Annotated in this window: 15 protein-coding genes; 8 read left to right on the top strand and 7 right to left on the bottom strand. The window is 35.9% G+C overall.

The genetic code is table 11. From position 1 onward, the window contains the following. Positions 1–156: 156 nt before the first annotated feature. The 5 genes from ABVM52_RS09090 to ABVM52_RS09070 all read left to right on the top strand — a co-directional run bounded on the left by ABVM52_RS09090 (position 157) and on the right by ABVM52_RS09070 (position 5,904). Positions 157–831, top strand: a complete 675-nt coding sequence (locus ABVM52_RS09090) for an SCO family protein (RefSeq protein WP_405379725.1) — start codon at positions 157–159, stop codon at positions 829–831. Between the two features lie 118 nt (positions 832–949). Further along, positions 950–1,195, top strand: a complete 246-nt coding sequence (locus ABVM52_RS09085; protein WP_405379723.1) for a ferrous iron transport protein A — start codon at positions 950–952, stop codon at positions 1,193–1,195. Beyond that, complete coding sequence (gene feoB / locus ABVM52_RS09080; protein WP_405379721.1) at positions 1,192–3,390, top strand: ferrous iron transport protein B; 2,199 nt, start codon at positions 1,192–1,194, stop codon at positions 3,388–3,390. Before ABVM52_RS09085 ends, feoB begins: the two co-directional genes overlap by 4 nt. Before the next feature lie 186 nt (positions 3,391–3,576). Then, positions 3,577–4,053, top strand: a complete 477-nt coding sequence (locus tag ABVM52_RS09075; protein WP_405379719.1) for a hypothetical protein — start codon at positions 3,577–3,579, stop codon at positions 4,051–4,053. 321 nt (positions 4,054–4,374) lie between these two features. Further along, entirely contained in the window at positions 4,375–5,904 is a 1,530-nt protein-coding gene (locus ABVM52_RS09070) for a carboxypeptidase-like regulatory domain-containing protein (protein ID WP_405379717.1), read from the top strand. A gap of 1 nt (position 5,905) precedes the next feature. Here ABVM52_RS09070 and ABVM52_RS09065 read toward each other — a convergent pair whose 3' ends face one another. Continuing rightward, positions 5,906–6,292, bottom strand: coding sequence for a DUF423 domain-containing protein (locus ABVM52_RS09065; RefSeq protein WP_405379715.1), 387 nt, complete (start codon positions 6,290–6,292; stop codon positions 5,906–5,908). Positions 6,293–6,393: 101 nt separating this feature from the next. On the opposite strand from ABVM52_RS09065, the gene ABVM52_RS09060 reads away from it, so the two are divergent. Then, entirely contained in the window at positions 6,394–6,798 is a 405-nt protein-coding gene (locus ABVM52_RS09060; RefSeq protein WP_405379713.1) for a TonB-dependent receptor plug domain-containing protein, read from the top strand. 26 nt (positions 6,799–6,824) lie between these two features. Here ABVM52_RS09060 and ABVM52_RS09055 read toward each other — a convergent pair whose 3' ends face one another. The 4 genes from ABVM52_RS09055 to ABVM52_RS09040 all read right to left on the bottom strand — a co-directional run bounded on the left by ABVM52_RS09055 (position 6,825) and on the right by ABVM52_RS09040 (position 9,367). After that, on the bottom strand, positions 6,825–7,247 hold the full coding sequence (locus ABVM52_RS09055; protein WP_405379711.1) for a DUF2141 domain-containing protein: 423 nt from the start codon (positions 7,245–7,247) through the stop codon (positions 6,825–6,827). A 66-nt stretch (positions 7,248–7,313) separates the two neighbouring features. Then, positions 7,314–7,745 carry a hypothetical protein gene (locus ABVM52_RS09050; protein WP_405379709.1) on the bottom strand — a complete coding sequence of 144 codons (432 nt, stop codon included), beginning with the start codon at positions 7,743–7,745 and terminating at the stop codon, positions 7,314–7,316. A 124-nt stretch (positions 7,746–7,869) separates the two neighbouring features. Beyond that, entirely contained in the window at positions 7,870–8,691 is an 822-nt protein-coding gene (locus ABVM52_RS09045) for a ZIP family metal transporter (protein WP_405379707.1), read from the bottom strand. Between the two features lie 13 nt (positions 8,692–8,704). Further along, complete coding sequence (locus ABVM52_RS09040; protein WP_405379705.1) at positions 8,705–9,367, bottom strand: metal-dependent transcriptional regulator; 663 nt, start codon at positions 9,365–9,367, stop codon at positions 8,705–8,707. Positions 9,368–9,444: 77 nt separating this feature from the next. Between ABVM52_RS09040 and ABVM52_RS09035 the strand changes: the two genes are divergently transcribed. Beyond that, positions 9,445–11,721: a TonB-dependent receptor gene (locus ABVM52_RS09035; RefSeq protein WP_405379703.1), complete on the top strand. Its 2,277-nt coding sequence runs from the start codon at positions 9,445–9,447 to the stop codon at positions 11,719–11,721. Between the two features lie 74 nt (positions 11,722–11,795). After that, positions 11,796–12,938 (top strand): lycopene cyclase family protein, encoded by a 1,143-nt coding sequence (locus ABVM52_RS09030; RefSeq protein WP_405379701.1) that lies wholly within the window; start codon positions 11,796–11,798, stop codon positions 12,936–12,938. Here the strand turns inward: ABVM52_RS09030 and ABVM52_RS09025 are convergent. Continuing rightward, entirely contained in the window at positions 12,935–13,909 is a 975-nt protein-coding gene (locus tag ABVM52_RS09025) for a polyprenyl synthetase family protein (protein WP_405379699.1), read from the bottom strand. The two genes, ABVM52_RS09030 and ABVM52_RS09025, sit on opposite strands and share 4 nt — an antisense overlap. A 129-nt stretch (positions 13,910–14,038) precedes the next feature. After that, positions 14,039–15,055, bottom strand: a complete 1,017-nt coding sequence (locus tag ABVM52_RS09020) for a GntR family transcriptional regulator (protein WP_405379696.1) — start codon at positions 15,053–15,055, stop codon at positions 14,039–14,041. Positions 15,056–15,342: the final 287 nt, after the last annotated feature.

Below are 15,342 nucleotides of genomic sequence, written 5' to 3'. Positions count from 1 at the left end.
TCGTGAAAATTAAAATCGGACAAAAGTACATTTTTACAACCGCTTAAAAAAAGAAACCGTTAACACTCAGCATATTTTATGAATATTTTGGCAGCCATTAGTCCCGCTTTTCTTGAAATCTTGCAATGGCTAATGTACCTTTACCAAAAAATATAAATGCGTTCTTTCTTCGGTAAATTCAAACTTTTTGGTTTGGTGCTCTTGGGAGTTTCCGGTGTCATTATTTATTTGTTCTATAATGCATTGACACCAAAAGAACTTTTACCGGTCTATTCCCCTGCCATGGTCAATGCGGAATTGGTACCACAGGAAATACAACACGTACGTAAATACCATACGATATCCAATTTTTCCTTGACTAACCAAAATGGCAAAACCATAACCCAAGAAAACTATAAGGATAAAATTTATATTGCCGATTTTTTCTTTACCACCTGCCCTACTATTTGTCCAGTTATGACCAAAAATATGGTTACGATTCAAAATAGATTGGCTGATGATAATGAGGTACTCCTTTTATCACATACCGTAACGCCAGAAATTGATAGTGTGGCCCAACTTAAAAAATATGCAGTAGAAAAAGGAGTGGACGGCAAAAAATGGAATTTGGTTACCGGCGACAAAAAACAGATTTATGAACTTGCCCGTAAATCTTATTTGGCAGTAAAGACCAATGGGGATGGTGGCCCTTTTGATATGATACATACAGAAAATTTTATTTTAATTGATAAGGAAAAGAGAATTAGGGGCTTTTATGATGGCACAAGTAAAGAAGAAGTAGACCGACTAATAGCCGATCTTGAAATATTAAAAGCTTCATACAAGGAATAGGATATTTACAAACACCAAATTCTACGGCTAATCTGGGCACATTTATTAGGATATAATAATTTCCTAATTGGAATATTTCCGTTACTTTTGCCTTACTTATAATGAATCTAAATAAAGATTGGAAACTACCGTTGCACATTTAAGAAGAGGCCAAAAGGGAATTATTAAAGAATTCACCGAAAATTTGTTGCCCATTAAATTATTGGAAATGGGTTGCCTGCCAGGCAATATGGTAGAATTGGTCCAGGTAGCACCGTTAAAGGATCCTATCTATATAAATGTAAATGGGTCTCATATTGCCATTAGAAGGGAAATGGCGCTACATATAGCCTTGGAAATCATTGAAGACAATGTTGTTATATGAGCAAACAAATCAATGTAGCCCTTATAGGGAATCCTAATACAGGCAAAACATCTGTCTTTAACCAACTAACCGGACTCAATCAAAAAGTTGGTAACTATCCTGGTATTACCGTAGAAAAGAAAGAAGGTATATGCAAACTACCTAGAGGGGTTAAAGCCCATATTTTAGATTTGCCCGGAACCTATAGTCTAAACACAACATCATTGGATGAAAGTGTAGCGGTAGAGTTATTGTTGAACAAAAACGACAAAGACCACCCAGATGTGGCCGTGGTGGTCACCGATGTAGAGAACCTTAAAAGAAACCTTCTGCTCTTTACGCAAATAAAGGATTTAAAGATACCTGCCATTTTGGTCATTAACATGGCCGATCGTATGTCCAGAAAGGGTATTACCATAGATATTGAACTTTTAGAGAAAAAGCTACATTCTAAAATTGCCTTGGTCAGCACCAGAAAAGGAACAGGTATTGAGACTTTAAAAGTATTGATCGCAGACTATAAAAATTTATCCAAAGCACAGAATGTAGATGCATCTGTTATAGACCCGGAGTACTTTGAACGCTTACGAACCGCATTTCCTAAAGAAGATGTGTATAAGCTCTGGTTGGTCATTACCCAAGATGTCAACTTCATGCCTATTGAAAAGACATTGATCAAGGATACCTCTTCCTTTGTCACAAAATCCAAGTCGGAATTAAAGCGCCTTCAACAAAAAGAGACCATATTAAGATATCAATTTATAAACGGTATTCTAAAGGAAACCTATAAAGTAGATGTAAATGCGGCGAAAGGGTTTAGGGCTACCCTGGATAAAATCTTGACCCATAAAGTTTTTGGGTACCTAATTTTCTTTTTGATTTTATTGGCCATTTTTCAAGCTATTTACGGATGGAGTGAATACCCAATGGACTTAATTGATGGTTTTTTTGCCTCTGCCACAGAATGGGTAAAAGAAACGCTACCTGCAGGTGTGTTCACCAATTTAATTGCAGAAGGTATATTGGCAGGTATTGGTGGCATTGTCATCTTTATTCCCCAGATCGCTTTCCTATTTTTGTTCATTGCCCTACTTGAAGAAACGGGTTACATGAGCAGGGTGGTCTTTTTAATGGACCGCATTATGCGGCCTTTTGGTCTAAGCGGAAAAAGTGTAGTACCCTTAATATCCGGTACAGCATGTGCCATACCGGCAATTATGGCCACCAGAACAATTGAAAATTGGAAAGAAAGATTAATTACCATTCTGGTTACACCGTTCACCACCTGCTCCGCAAGATTACCTGTTTACCTCATAATAATTGCTTTGGTCATACCAGAGGGTAGTCTGCTAGGCCTAAGTTACAAAGCCTTGACCTTAATGCTATTGTATTTATTGGGATTTGGGGCGTCTATATTAGCCGCCTTGGTATTGAACAAGGTCATGAACATAAAGAGCAAGTCGTTTTTTGTAGTTGAAATGCCAAATTACAAATTACCGTTACTAAAAAACGTAGGATATACCGTTTTAGAGAAAACCAAAAGCTTTGTATTTGGAGCTGGTAAAATTATTTTGGCCATATCCATTATTTTGTGGTTTCTAGGTTCCAATGGTTTTTCGGACGAATTTAAAAATGCAGAAAGTATTGTTACCAACCGTGTAGAGGAGGAAGGCTTTTCTAAATTTAGCCAAGACTATATCAAAAACAAACAACAGGCCCTTAAAGCAGAACAGGCCAATAATGAAGTCTTGGCACAATTTGAATATGAAGAGTTGCAGGAGCGTGCCCTTAACCAAGAAATTGCCAGTTATAAGCTAGAACATTCCTATATGGGGTATATGGGCAAGGCAATAGAACCCATTGTTAGACCACTGGGATATGATTGGAAAATAGGAATTGCCGTTCTAACGTCTTTTGCCGCAAGGGAAGTTTTTGTAGGTACCTTGGCTACTATTTATAGCGTTGGTAATGATGAGGAAGAAACTATAAAATATAGAATGGCGGCAGAAGTTGACCCAAGGACGGGTAAACCCCTGTTCAATTTGGCATCAGGTATTTCCTTATTATTATTTTATGCCTTTGCCATGCAATGTATGAGCACCTTGGCAGTAGTGAAAAAAGAGACCAATTCTTGGAAATGGCCAGCTGGCCAATTGGTGATCATGAGTCTTTTTGCCTATATTGTTGCACTGATCGCTTATCAAATATTAAAATAAAATGGATATGCTACAGCACATATTAGTATATATAACATTGGCTATTTCCATAGCATATTTGGTCAATAAATTTTTAATCCCAAAATCGCTTTGGAACGCTAAAAAAAAGAGCAGTAAAGTGTGTGGCCAAAATGATTGCGGCTGTCATTAAAATCTTTTTTTTATGCAAGCTGAAAAAACTGCAAATTGAAACCACTAATTGTCTTAATAAGTGTATTTTTCATCGGGCTGTTTATAATCAAACTGCGGACAAAAAAGACGGACTGGAAATTAGCAGGACGAATTGCAATGAGCGCTATGCTAATGTTTACCGCTGTTGCTCATTTTGTGTTTACAGACGGAATGACTCAAATGATTCCTGACTTTTTTCCCTTAAAAAAAGAACTCGTGTATGTGACCGGGTTTTTAGAATTTCTATTTGCAGTAGCACTGTTGATTCCTAGAACCAAAACCATAGCAGGTTGGGCTTTGATAGTGTTCCTTCTCTCAATATTACCAGCGAACATTAAAGCATCTATAGAAAATATCAACTATCAAACTGGAGAAATGAACGGAAATGGAATTGAATATTTATGGTTTAGAATTCCTTTGCAAATGTTGTTTATTGCTTGGGTATTTTTTACGGTAATCAAGGACTTTGAAACCAATTCGACTGAAATATAACACTAAAGCCAGCTCACTAAAAGGGCTATAGATAATGCGGGTTTTAGTGGTTAAGAAAATTTCTACCCTGCTCATCTGCCAAAACAAGTTTTGACGTCTTATTTTTTGGTAATTTAAACCTCTAAACTTGGTTTTGGCTTACATCGTGCACTGATTAAAAACTATCACTTTTCATTCCCTGAACTATTCATAGCGAAAACTATTAAGAGACCGTTCTGTGCTTAGGAAAGTTAAATTAGGCCTAAAATACTCCTAACAGTATGTAAAATAGTAACGTTTGTTGCTTTGATTCGTTTAGATTGCAAAACCATTATCCAAACCATGAGCAAAAAACTCCTTTTTATTCTTCCCTTTTATTTCCTAGTATTTCATAGTACCATAGTTAAGGCACAAAATTTAACTGCTTATGTTCTGGACAGTGTAAGCAAGACCCCAATACCTTATGTTACCGTACTTCTAAACGGTAAAGGAGTCATCACTAATGAAGACGGCAACTTTAATTTTAGATTGAATGACACGGTGCAAGAATCAGATTCGTTGTTTATTTCATGTATCGGTTATAAAACCGTTGCCCAACCATTATCCTTTTTTAAAGACGATAAAATCTTATTAAGTCCTAAAGCCATAGAACTTAGGGAGGTCATCGTATCAAACGTCAATTATACGGCAGATGAAATTATGGATTTGGTAAATGATAAGCTAAGTAGCAACTATAATTATGATTACAACAAGAAACGTATTTTTTACAGAAATTCATCGTTCAGTCGTATGGTAAAGACAGATTTTAAAGTCAAAGAATCAACTATACAAGCATTCAACCAAAATTTTATAGATAGTGTTATCTATACGGTACCAAAATCTAATAGTTATTACACAGAAATTTTGGGCGACCTCTATGGTAATCTTAATGAAGATGAACAGAAACTTGAACTTATAAAGGCGTCTGAACTTTATGATAAAAGCAAAGAATTGGATCTGGAAAAACTGGAGGAAAAGTTTAACGATATTATCAAGAAAAACGTGAGGACCGATTCTTATTTCAAAATTAAATCGGGACTTTTTGGCACTAAACTAGATGCCGATGAACTTTTTGAAGCAGATATAGATTCCACGGACATAGCGGCCGTTAATGAAGAATTTGAGCGCAAAAAAGAAAATGACAAACAGCGTAAATTAAATTTCGCCAACTACAGAAAAAGAATATTGGGCAAACAATTGCAAAACCTGCCCATACATGAGGATACGGACCTAAACTTCATCATAAAATCCAGAAAATATTCCTATTCATTAAAGGAGTTTACCTATTTGGGCAATGATGCGGTTTATGTGATCACTTTTCAACCCAAAGGTTCTGCAGATTATAGTGGAACACTGTATATAAATGCCGATGATTTTGCCATCATACGTGCAGATTTTGAAAACGTTAAACCGGTACGCACCTTTAAACTTCTAGGAGTGTCTACCAATACCTACCTGACCAAAGGAAAAGTTATTTTTTTAAAGCAACCTTCTGGAACCTATGTACTTCAATATCTTGAGACCGAAATAGGTACTAGAATTGGCATAAAAAGACCCCTTAAAATTATAGAAAAGAATAAAGTAGTAAAGGGCAGAAATAAACAAAATGAGTTATCGGGGAAAATGGATTTGGTCTTTACCGATATTGAAAAAAATGAACTCGTAATATTTGATACGGAAGAAATAGACGAAACTCAATTTAAAAATTATGCGGAAAACCATACTGTACTGCCTACATACATGCCTAGTTATGACCCCAACTTTTGGAAAGGTTATAATATTATGGAACCCAATACGGCAATTAAAGAGTTTACCTCAACAGAATTGGAATAGACTACACCAAGTTTTTAATGAAGGAATAAAATAACAACGCCCATCCGGCAACTAAAAACAACCCGCCTACCGGGGTAACAGGACCAAGAAATTTCAATTTTTTACCTCTAGATGCGCTTATGCATAAACCGTAGATGCTGAACGAAAAAAGTATGGTCCCAATAATAAAACAATACACTATATTTCTTTCCAAACCAGATTCTAGATTAAGGTTAAAGCTTAATATTAGCAGAACAAGTGCATGATACATTTGGTATTTTACACCCGTCTCAAAACTTTGTAATTGATCCACAGTAAATGTTTTTTTCAATACATGCGCACCAAAGGCACCCAATATAATTGCTAGAAGTCCAAAAAATGATGCCGCCAATTGTGCTATTAAAACCATATTCTATTTTTTATAAAGATAGCTTCAATATTAGTAAATCACCTTGTTATTCAAAAGCTAAAATTTTACGACAAATAAATAATAAAACCTTATATTTAACTATGAACTATAAGGCCATCATTTTTACACTTTTTATAACCGCTACCTTGATTTCATGTGGTTCTTCTCAAAAAACCACATCCGAAAAATCCAATATTAAAGCAGAATTGGATGAAAAAAACAGAACTAATTTCACCCTATTGGAACGTATTATTCAAATGCCAGGAATAATAAATAGGAATGGTAAACCCGTATTTGCAAAAACATCAAATTCCTTTAGCAATACCGGCACTCAAGAACCTCTATATATTTTAGATGGATATGAATTAGGTAATTCATTTTCATCATTAAATGAAGCGGTAAAAAGTTTCAACGTTAAAAAAATAAGAATTCTTTCTAGCGCAGATGCGGCCATGTACGGAACAAGGGCTGCAAACGGGGTCATTATTGTTACAACGTATAAATAGCACTAAAACTTCCTTTTAAAGAGCCATTACTCTAGAGTAACGGTCAAATCTATATTTGAAGTCAGGGTAAAAACGCATTCATCAAATTTTGGCGGACCAAACATTTTCAGTTTTCCTTTTGTAAAGGCAACTTGCTCTTTTGGTATCCCCAACATATTGGTGTCCAGTTTTTCATTTCCATTTACATCATGGAAAATAGCTATTGCATAATCACCATCAGGCAGGTCATTGATTTCAATTGTAGTTTTACCCTCTTCTGCCTTTTCCGTACCGGATTTATAAACCTTGTCAAATTTTAAGAACGAATTTTTATTGGTGTATACCGCGTAGCATATGGTGCCTTTTTCAATAGGTACTCCCTCCACGTTTAAATTAAGCTTATGCTGTGCCATGATCATGTTTGGCAAAGCTGCGAACACCAAAATTAAAATACACTTTCTATAATCCATATAAAACAATGATTTTAGGAGAGGATCAATTTTAATGCCAAATAATAAACTTTTACTATCAATATCTTATTCCTCATTAGAGATTTTTGACTTTAAACCGTCCATTAATTGTAAAGTTCTAACTGAATCTTTTAGGTTAACGTACAAATAGGAAGAATCCTTGTATACCAATTTTATTTTCTGCTGCTCAATATTATCTACAAATACGTACACTTTTTTATTGGTCAGGGAATCTTTAAACTCCCTAAAAATACCTTTTTCTTTTTCCAACGCAGAAAATCCATTAATACGTTGCATTGCCGGTATTCTTTCCACTAAAAGTACACTGTCTAACTCTTCATATGGAACCTGAACACGGTAAAATCCCGAACGCAAGGTCAAGGCATTATTTTCTGTATCTATCCAATTTTTAAAATGCATTGCCAAAATTATACCGCACACCACTATGGTCACTATAAGAATGACGCTCCAAAACCAGTTATTCCTAAACAATTGCATAATTAAAAACTATAGATATTCTTTAATGTTCAAGTTAAAAGTTGAAACGTAAAAAACGGTTATAAATTACCGCAATCATAAAACAAAGCTCATATCAAAACCAAAGCGCTCTAAATAGGAGCTATTAGCCCAAACCAACATCCAAGGTCATCATAATAATAAAGCCTGCTATGAATCCCATGGTGGCAATATCCGTATATTTATCTTGCTGTGTTTCCGGTATTACCTCTTCCACTACAACAAAAATCATTGCCCCGGCGGCAAATGAGAGCGCATAGGGCAATATGGGCTGAAAAGTCATTACCGCCCAAGCTCCAAGCACTGCTGCCACAGGCTCTACAATTGCCGATGCCTGACCGTATAAAAAACTTTTGGTACGGCTAAGTCCCTGTCGTCTCAACGGCATGGCAACAGCAAAACCTTCAGGGAAATTCTGTAAGCCTATACCCAGCGCCAAGGCTACGGCCCCACCTATGGTAGCACCGTCAAAACCGGCGGCTACACCTCCAAAAAGTACCCCTACGGCCAAACCTTCGGGAATATTATGCAAGGTAATGGCCAATGTCAACAATGTGGTTTTGTGCCATGGGGTCTTTACCCCTTCCGCTTCACTCTCCTTAAAGTTTATGTGTAAATGTGGCAATACCTTGTCTAATCCAAAGATAAAGGCAGAACCCAATAAAAAACCAACTGCGGCAGGTATGACCTTAACAAAACCATCTCCAGGGCTCATTTCTATACCCGGCGCCAATAGGCTCCAAAAACTGGCGGCCACCATTACACCACCAGTAAAACCCAACATGCCATCTAACAAAGCACGGTTCATTCCTTTAAACAAAAAAACCAATGCTGCCCCAGCGGCGGTAAGTCCCCATGTAAATAACGTAGCATAGAATGCTGCTAAAACGGGGTCTATAGATTCAAAATAATCAATTATCTGTTCCATATATTTTTGGTCTTTATTCCGTATCTGAAATTTCTAAATATAAATTGGAGGCTATTTGTTCCGATATTCTAATAATTCCACTTCTGGTGGAAATAGATACCGAACCATCAAACTCCTCACGATCTAAAATTTTGAATGTATCGCCAAGTGCTATTCTATTCTTATCCAAAAATTTTAAAAAAGAGGCAGATGAATCATTCACACCTACACAAACACCCTCACTAAGTACCGGTAATTCACTGATCAGCTTTTTTATGGACTTTTTAAAGGTACCATCTTTTGTAGGTATGGGGTCTCCATGGGGGTCTACTTTTGGGAAACCTAAATGTGCATCCAACTTATCGATCAAGGCATCGCTCTTTATATGTTCCAATTGTTCCGCAACCTCATGGACTTCATCCCATGAAAAATTAAGCTTATCTACCAAAAAGACTTCCCATAACCTGTGTTTTCGTATAATGGACAGGGCCACCAACCTACCCTTCTCCGATAAGGATACACCTTGATACTTTTTATAGTTGACCAATGACTTTTCCGATAACTTCTTTACCATATCGGTTACAGATGAAGGTTTCGTATTCATTTGTTCCGCAATAGCGTTGGTTGCAACGGATTTATTATCAATCTGACTTAAATGATAAATAGCCTTAATATAATCTTCCTCTGATAATGTCATTACAAATTAATATAAGCACAAAAATACATTTTTATATATAAAAACAATTATTTAGTTTTGTCTAAAACTTATTTTAGGTGAATAAAATTTTATTTTTTGTCTGCTCTATTTTTGCTTTTATAACCGTAAAAGCTCAAAACTCTACAATATCCGGGACCATATCATCAAATGGCTCACCTGTTGCGTTTGTAAATATTTATATAAAGGGCACTGAAATTGGTGCTGCTTCAGATGAAAACGGTGTTTATGTCCTAAAAAATATTCCTACTGGAAAACACACGATCATTGCATCCACCATTGGGTTTGAACAGTTTCATAAAATAATTACCATTTCTAAAAATGTTGACCATGTATTAAATATCAGCCTAAACCCCGCTACAGAATCTCTTGATGAAATGGTGGTTACCGGAACTTTAAAGCCTGTAAACAGATTGGAAACACCGGTTCCTGTAGAAGTTTACAAACCCACGTTCTTTAAAAAAAACCCTACCGCCAATATATTTGAAGCCTTACAGAATGTAAATGGGGTAAGACCACAAATTAACTGTAACGTTTGCAATACGGGGGATATTCATATAAACGGACTTGAAGGTCCATATACCCTCGTCTTAATAGATGGTATGCCCATTGTAAGTGGTCTGGGAACGGTATATGGATTATCTGGCATACCCAATTCCTTAATTGAGCAAGTAGAAATTATAAAAGGGCCAGCCTCTACTTTGTATGGTAGTGAAGCAGTAGGCGGCCTGATCAATATTATTACCAAAAACAACGTGAGCGCCCCCCAATTAGTGGCGGATAGCTTTATAACGGACTGGGGAGAGTTAAATCTTGATTTGGGTACTAAATTTAATCTAGGTAAAAAGACCAATGTGCTTTTAGGAATCAACTATTTTAAATATGATAATCCTATTGATAATAATGGGGACAATTTTACGGACCTGACCATACAAGACCGGATCTCTGTTTTTCAGAAATGGAATTTTCAACGAGACAACTCGCGTTTACTATCCTTTGCGGGCAGGTATTTTTATGAAGACCGATGGGGCGGCGAACTACAATGGACCCCAGAATTTAGGGGCGGAAATGAAATTTATGGGGAAAGTATCTATACCAGAAGATGGGAAATTCTTGGAAAATACGAGCTTCCTCTTGAAGAACAATTAATGCTTTCCTTTTCTTACAATGACCATAGTCAAAATTCGGTTTATGGAGATGTACCCTATATAGCGGACCAACGTATAGGCTTTACCCAACTTACATGGGATAAAACAATTGCCATACATAGTATTTTGGCGGGTACCGCATTAAGGTATAATTATTACGATGACAATACCACGGCAACAATGGACGTCAATGGCAATCTCCCCAATGAAGTTCTTATACCCAGCATATTTATACAGGATGAAGTTTCCCTTGGCAAAAAACACGCCTTATTAGCTGGTCTAAGGTATGATTATGATAAAAGACATGGCGCTATTTGGACACCAAGGGGTGCATACCGATATAAATTTACCGATAACGATATTATACGCTTAAATGCAGGTACTGGTTTTAGGGTAGTTAATTTATTTACTGAAGAACATGCCGCCCTTACAGGTGCACGTGATGTCATAATTGCAGAAGAACTTAAACCGGAACGTTCCTTTAATATAAACCTTAATTATCTTAAAAAAATATATGGGGACAACGGTACATTTGCCGTATTGGACGCCTCTGTATTTTATACAAATTTCAATAACGCCATTATCCCAGATTATGACACCAATCCAAATCAGATACTATATGACAATTTAAATGGCAGGTCCGTAAGCAAAGGGGTTAGCGCAAGTTTGGATATTTCCCTAATAAATGGACCAAAACTAATGATTGGGGCCACCTTACAAGATGTTAGTACAACAGAAAACGGAGTTACCAAAAGGCAAATACTAACGGAAAGTTATGCTGCAAATTGGGGACTTACCTACACGATAAATGCCTGGGATATGACTATCGATTATACCGGTAATCTGTATGGCCCCATGAGATTGCCCACTTTAGGGGTAAATGACCCAAGAAGGGAGTTTTCTCCCACTTGGAGTATTCAAAACATTCAATTCTCACATAAAGGATTTTCAAATATTGAACTATATGCCGGTGTAAAAAATCTCCTGAATTGGACTCCAAATAAAGGAAATCCGTTCATTATAGCCCGTGCCCACGACCCTTTTGATAAAGAAGTAACTTTTGACAACAATGGCAATGCAGTGGCCACGCCCAACAATCCTAACGCCTTAACCTTTGACCCTTCTTATGTATATGGACCCAACCAAGGAATAAGAACTTTCTTTGGAATGCGCTACACGCTCAATTAGCCAGTAAAGACGTTTGCTATTTTGTATTTTTGATATCATAGGATAACGATTATCTGTTACCTATATACAGATTGATGGAGAAATACGATTATATTATTATAGGTGCCGGAGCATCTGGTCTTTTATTGGCCAGTGCCATGGCAAAAGATTCTTTTTTTGATTCCAAACGGATACTATTATTAGATAAGAATGCCAAAAAAACCAATGACCGCACTTGGTGTTATTGGGAAAAAGGCCCTGGACAGTTTGATGCCTTAGTAAGCAACGAATGGAAAACGGTCCATTTTGAAAGTAAAAAATTATCCCAGCGTACGCAGATAGCCCCATACACGTATAAAATGATCAAGGGAATTGATTTTTATTCCCATTATTTAAATGAAATTAACCTTAGTTCCTCCATTACCTTTCTACAAGAAGAAGTAATGGATATAGAAGAAAATCATAAGTTAGTTACCATAAGAACAAAGAACAACACCTATACCAGTTCTTATGTTTTCAATAGTATATTTGATTATGCCATGGCCAAAAACCAACAACATTATCCTGTACTACAACAACATTTTATGGGCTGGGTCATACAGACAAAAAATCCGGTTTTTGACCCAAAGGAAATTACTTATATGGATTTTTCCATTCCGCAAAAAGGCAATACACGATTCATGTATGTATTACCCTATTCATCCCAAATGGCACTGATAGAATACACCCTTTTTTCAGAGCACTTATTGGATAAACCGGAGTACGAAGAAGAACTAAAAACATATATAAAGAAAAGGTTTCAGTGCCACTCTTATGAAATTACGGAAAAAGAGTTTGGCAGCATCCCCATGACAACTTATGATTTTAGGGAGAACCATACCAAAAGAATACGCTATATAGGTACCGCAGGCGGATGGGCAAAACCAAGTACAGGGTATACCCTAATGAGCACTGCCAAAAAAATACCTTTATTAATAGACCATATTAAAAATAACACCCCTTTAAAAAAACTTAATTTAAAAAATAAGTTCTGGTATTATGACCTTTTGTTTCTTGATGTACTTTATAAAGATAACGCTAATGGCTACAAGGTATTTGAATCTTTGTTCAATAAATTAAAGCCCCAAAAAGTATTTAAATTTTTAGATGAAGAAACCAATTTAATTGAGGACCTCAACTTTATTGCCGCCTGTCCTAAACTACCCTTTATCAAAGCGTTCTTTAAACGGTTGTTCTAAACGGTCCTGTTCATAAGGTTCTCACCAAACTGCATTAATAATTGCTTTTTTTCTTCTTCAATAGCTATTTTGTCAAGGACATCAAAAGCCTTTTCTGTATAAGTTGCTATAGCCTTTTGTGTGGCTTCGTCAGCCTTGGTTTTTTTAAATATGGACCGCACTGCATTTACCTTTGCTTCGGTTTCTACAGGTTGAATGGAGTATAAATGTTCCAATTCCTTTGACATTGCTCCAGCATTACTAGACATGGCTTTAAGGTATAAGTAGGTCTTTTTGTTTTCTATAATATCACCGCCCACTTGCTTTCCAAAAGTTTTAGGATCACCAAAAACATCCAAATAATCATCCTGTAATTGAAATGCAATACCCAAGTTTAAGCCAAAATCATACATATGCTTTTGGTCCGCCGTGGAAGCACCTGCAACAATAGCACCCATTTTAAGGGCTGCTGCGACCAAAACAGCAGTTTTATACTCTATCATTTTAAGGTATTCCGGTAGCGTAACATCATCACGTGTTTCAAAATCCACATCATACTGTTGCCCCTCACAAACTTCTAAAGCGGTCTTGCTAAAAAGTTTGGCAAGCTCCCTAAACACAAGAGGTTCATAATTTTCAAAAAGTTGATAGGCTAAAATTAACATCGCGTCTCCAGAAAGAATACCAGTATTTACATCCCACTTTTCATGTACGGTCACTTTTCCCCTTCTTACAGGGGCATCATCCATGATATCGTCATGTACCAATGAAAAATTATGAAATACTTCAATTGCCAATGCGGCATCCAAAGCATCCTTAAAAGAGGAATTAAATATTTCTGCAGTCATTAAAACGAGTACCGGTCTAAGTCTTTTACCTCCCAAACCTAAAATATAGCTAATGGGTTCGTATAGGTTTTTAGGTTCTTTGGTTAGCTCCTTGGAGTTTAGATAAGCTATGAACTCCTCCCGATATTCACTTATAGAATGCATTCTTTGAATTTTTGTCAAAAATAGAACAAAATGCCTTGTATTGAAGGATTTCTAAACGAAACAAGACACAAATTAATCTGTATTCAATAATTTAAAAATATGATACTAATTATTGATCCAAGCAGTAAATTATAAGGAATTTCTTTTGATTAGTGTAGATGGCATTATACATTGGGTAACATCGTCATTCTTAATATGCCTTGCCGCTTTTTTGGCCATTTCCTTAAAATCCGTTGAAATGGTTGTAATACCCCCAAAAACAATTTCCTTGGCAACATTATCATTCTGTGAAAGAATACCGATATCCTCTCCTATTTTATAATTTTTTCTAACACAATCCCTTAACACATGCCACAGAATGGTATCGCCCAAAATAAAATACAGGTTGCCCTTTGTGGCCGTACCAAAAGAATAATTGGTCTTTACACTACCTTTAATTTCATAGTTTTCCAAAAATCTTTTAAACGCATTGCGAATGGAAATAGGACTATAATCGCTCTCTTCGTTAAAATATAAAATGATTTTTTTATACTTCTTTATCTCGGGTAACAACTGTACCAAGGACCCATAAATAACCTGTTCAAATTCTTGAGAGATATATGAAAAAGATTTACCAAGGTCCAAATACCTATCAACCAACAACAATTTTTTAGGTTCAATTGCTTGTAATATGGGTACTACTTTTGGGTCCTGCATAGGTGCAATGACATACATACCATACTTACCGTTTATATTGGTTAAGATGGTCTCAAAAATGGTAAGATTGTTATGGTGAAAAAAGACATCAATTTGAAAGCGCTTGCCCATTTCCTTCCTAAAAGTCTTATAAAATTCTTCTTGATAGCTCTGAAAAGCAAACAATAACAAGGCCATGCGTTTTGTAATGTTCGTTTCTTGACTAATTACAAAATAACCTTTTAACTGTCTAGACTCTATCAACCCCCTGTCCTTAAGCTCCTCATAAGCTTTGAAAATGGTTTTTCTTGCATAACCTATTTCATCTACCATATTGTTAATAGATGGTAACTGGTCGCCAATATTTAAATGACCTTCCTCAATAGATTCTATGACACCTTGTACTAATTGCTCGTGCTTAGAGAGGTTTTTATTCTGTGTTAACTTTAAAATTTTTCTAACAACGGGCATAAAAGAGATAACAATTACAACGGTCCAATATACAATTTAATACAGTATATCAAAATTAGCCTTCACCAAAAACCAATTAAATCTATTGGTATTTATTGTTAAGACTACAATAGATTTACTCAAAATAAATAGCTTGAACCAAGTAAAAATCTTGCTTTAACAATACATCAAAATATATAGTAATTATCTTCTAAATGCGAAATTCTTATGAATTCGTGGCATTTTTAATAAATGTGAATTTCACAATAAACAACTATTATTTTAGCATATTGAAATTTTACATCATA

The organism is Maribacter sp. LLG6340-A2 (assembly GCF_045057105.1).
Lineage (GTDB): Bacteria > Bacteroidota > Bacteroidia > Flavobacteriales > Flavobacteriaceae > Maribacter.
Note: the sequence above shows the minus strand (reverse complement) of the source record. Positions and strands in the feature narration are given on the sequence as shown.

Coding starts and splice junctions, on each gene's coding strand:
- ABVM52_RS09090 (WP_405379725.1), top strand. CDS start 157: ATGCGTTCTTTCTTCGGTAAATTCAAACTTTTTGGTTTGGTGCTCTTG.
- feoB (WP_405379721.1), top strand. CDS start 1,192: ATGAGCAAACAAATCAATGTAGCCCTTATAGGGAATCCTAATACAGGC.
- ABVM52_RS09070 (WP_405379717.1), top strand. CDS start 4,375: ATGAGCAAAAAACTCCTTTTTATTCTTCCCTTTTATTTCCTAGTATTT.
- ABVM52_RS09065 (WP_405379715.1), bottom strand. CDS start 6,292: ATGGTTTTAATAGCACAATTGGCGGCATCATTTTTTGGACTTCTAGCA.
- ABVM52_RS09060 (WP_405379713.1), top strand. CDS start 6,394: ATGAACTATAAGGCCATCATTTTTACACTTTTTATAACCGCTACCTTG.
- ABVM52_RS09055 (WP_405379711.1), bottom strand. CDS start 7,247: ATGGATTATAGAAAGTGTATTTTAATTTTGGTGTTCGCAGCTTTGCCA.
- ABVM52_RS09050 (WP_405379709.1), bottom strand. CDS start 7,745: ATGCAATTGTTTAGGAATAACTGGTTTTGGAGCGTCATTCTTATAGTG.
- ABVM52_RS09045 (WP_405379707.1), bottom strand. CDS start 8,691: ATGGAACAGATAATTGATTATTTTGAATCTATAGACCCCGTTTTAGCA.
- ABVM52_RS09040 (WP_405379705.1), bottom strand. CDS start 9,367: ATGACATTATCAGAGGAAGATTATATTAAGGCTATTTATCATTTAAGT.
- ABVM52_RS09030 (WP_405379701.1), top strand. CDS start 11,796: ATGGAGAAATACGATTATATTATTATAGGTGCCGGAGCATCTGGTCTT.
- ABVM52_RS09025 (WP_405379699.1), bottom strand. CDS start 13,909: ATGCATTCTATAAGTGAATATCGGGAGGAGTTCATAGCTTATCTAAAC.
- ABVM52_RS09020 (WP_405379696.1), bottom strand. CDS start 15,055: ATGCCCGTTGTTAGAAAAATTTTAAAGTTAACACAGAATAAAAACCTC.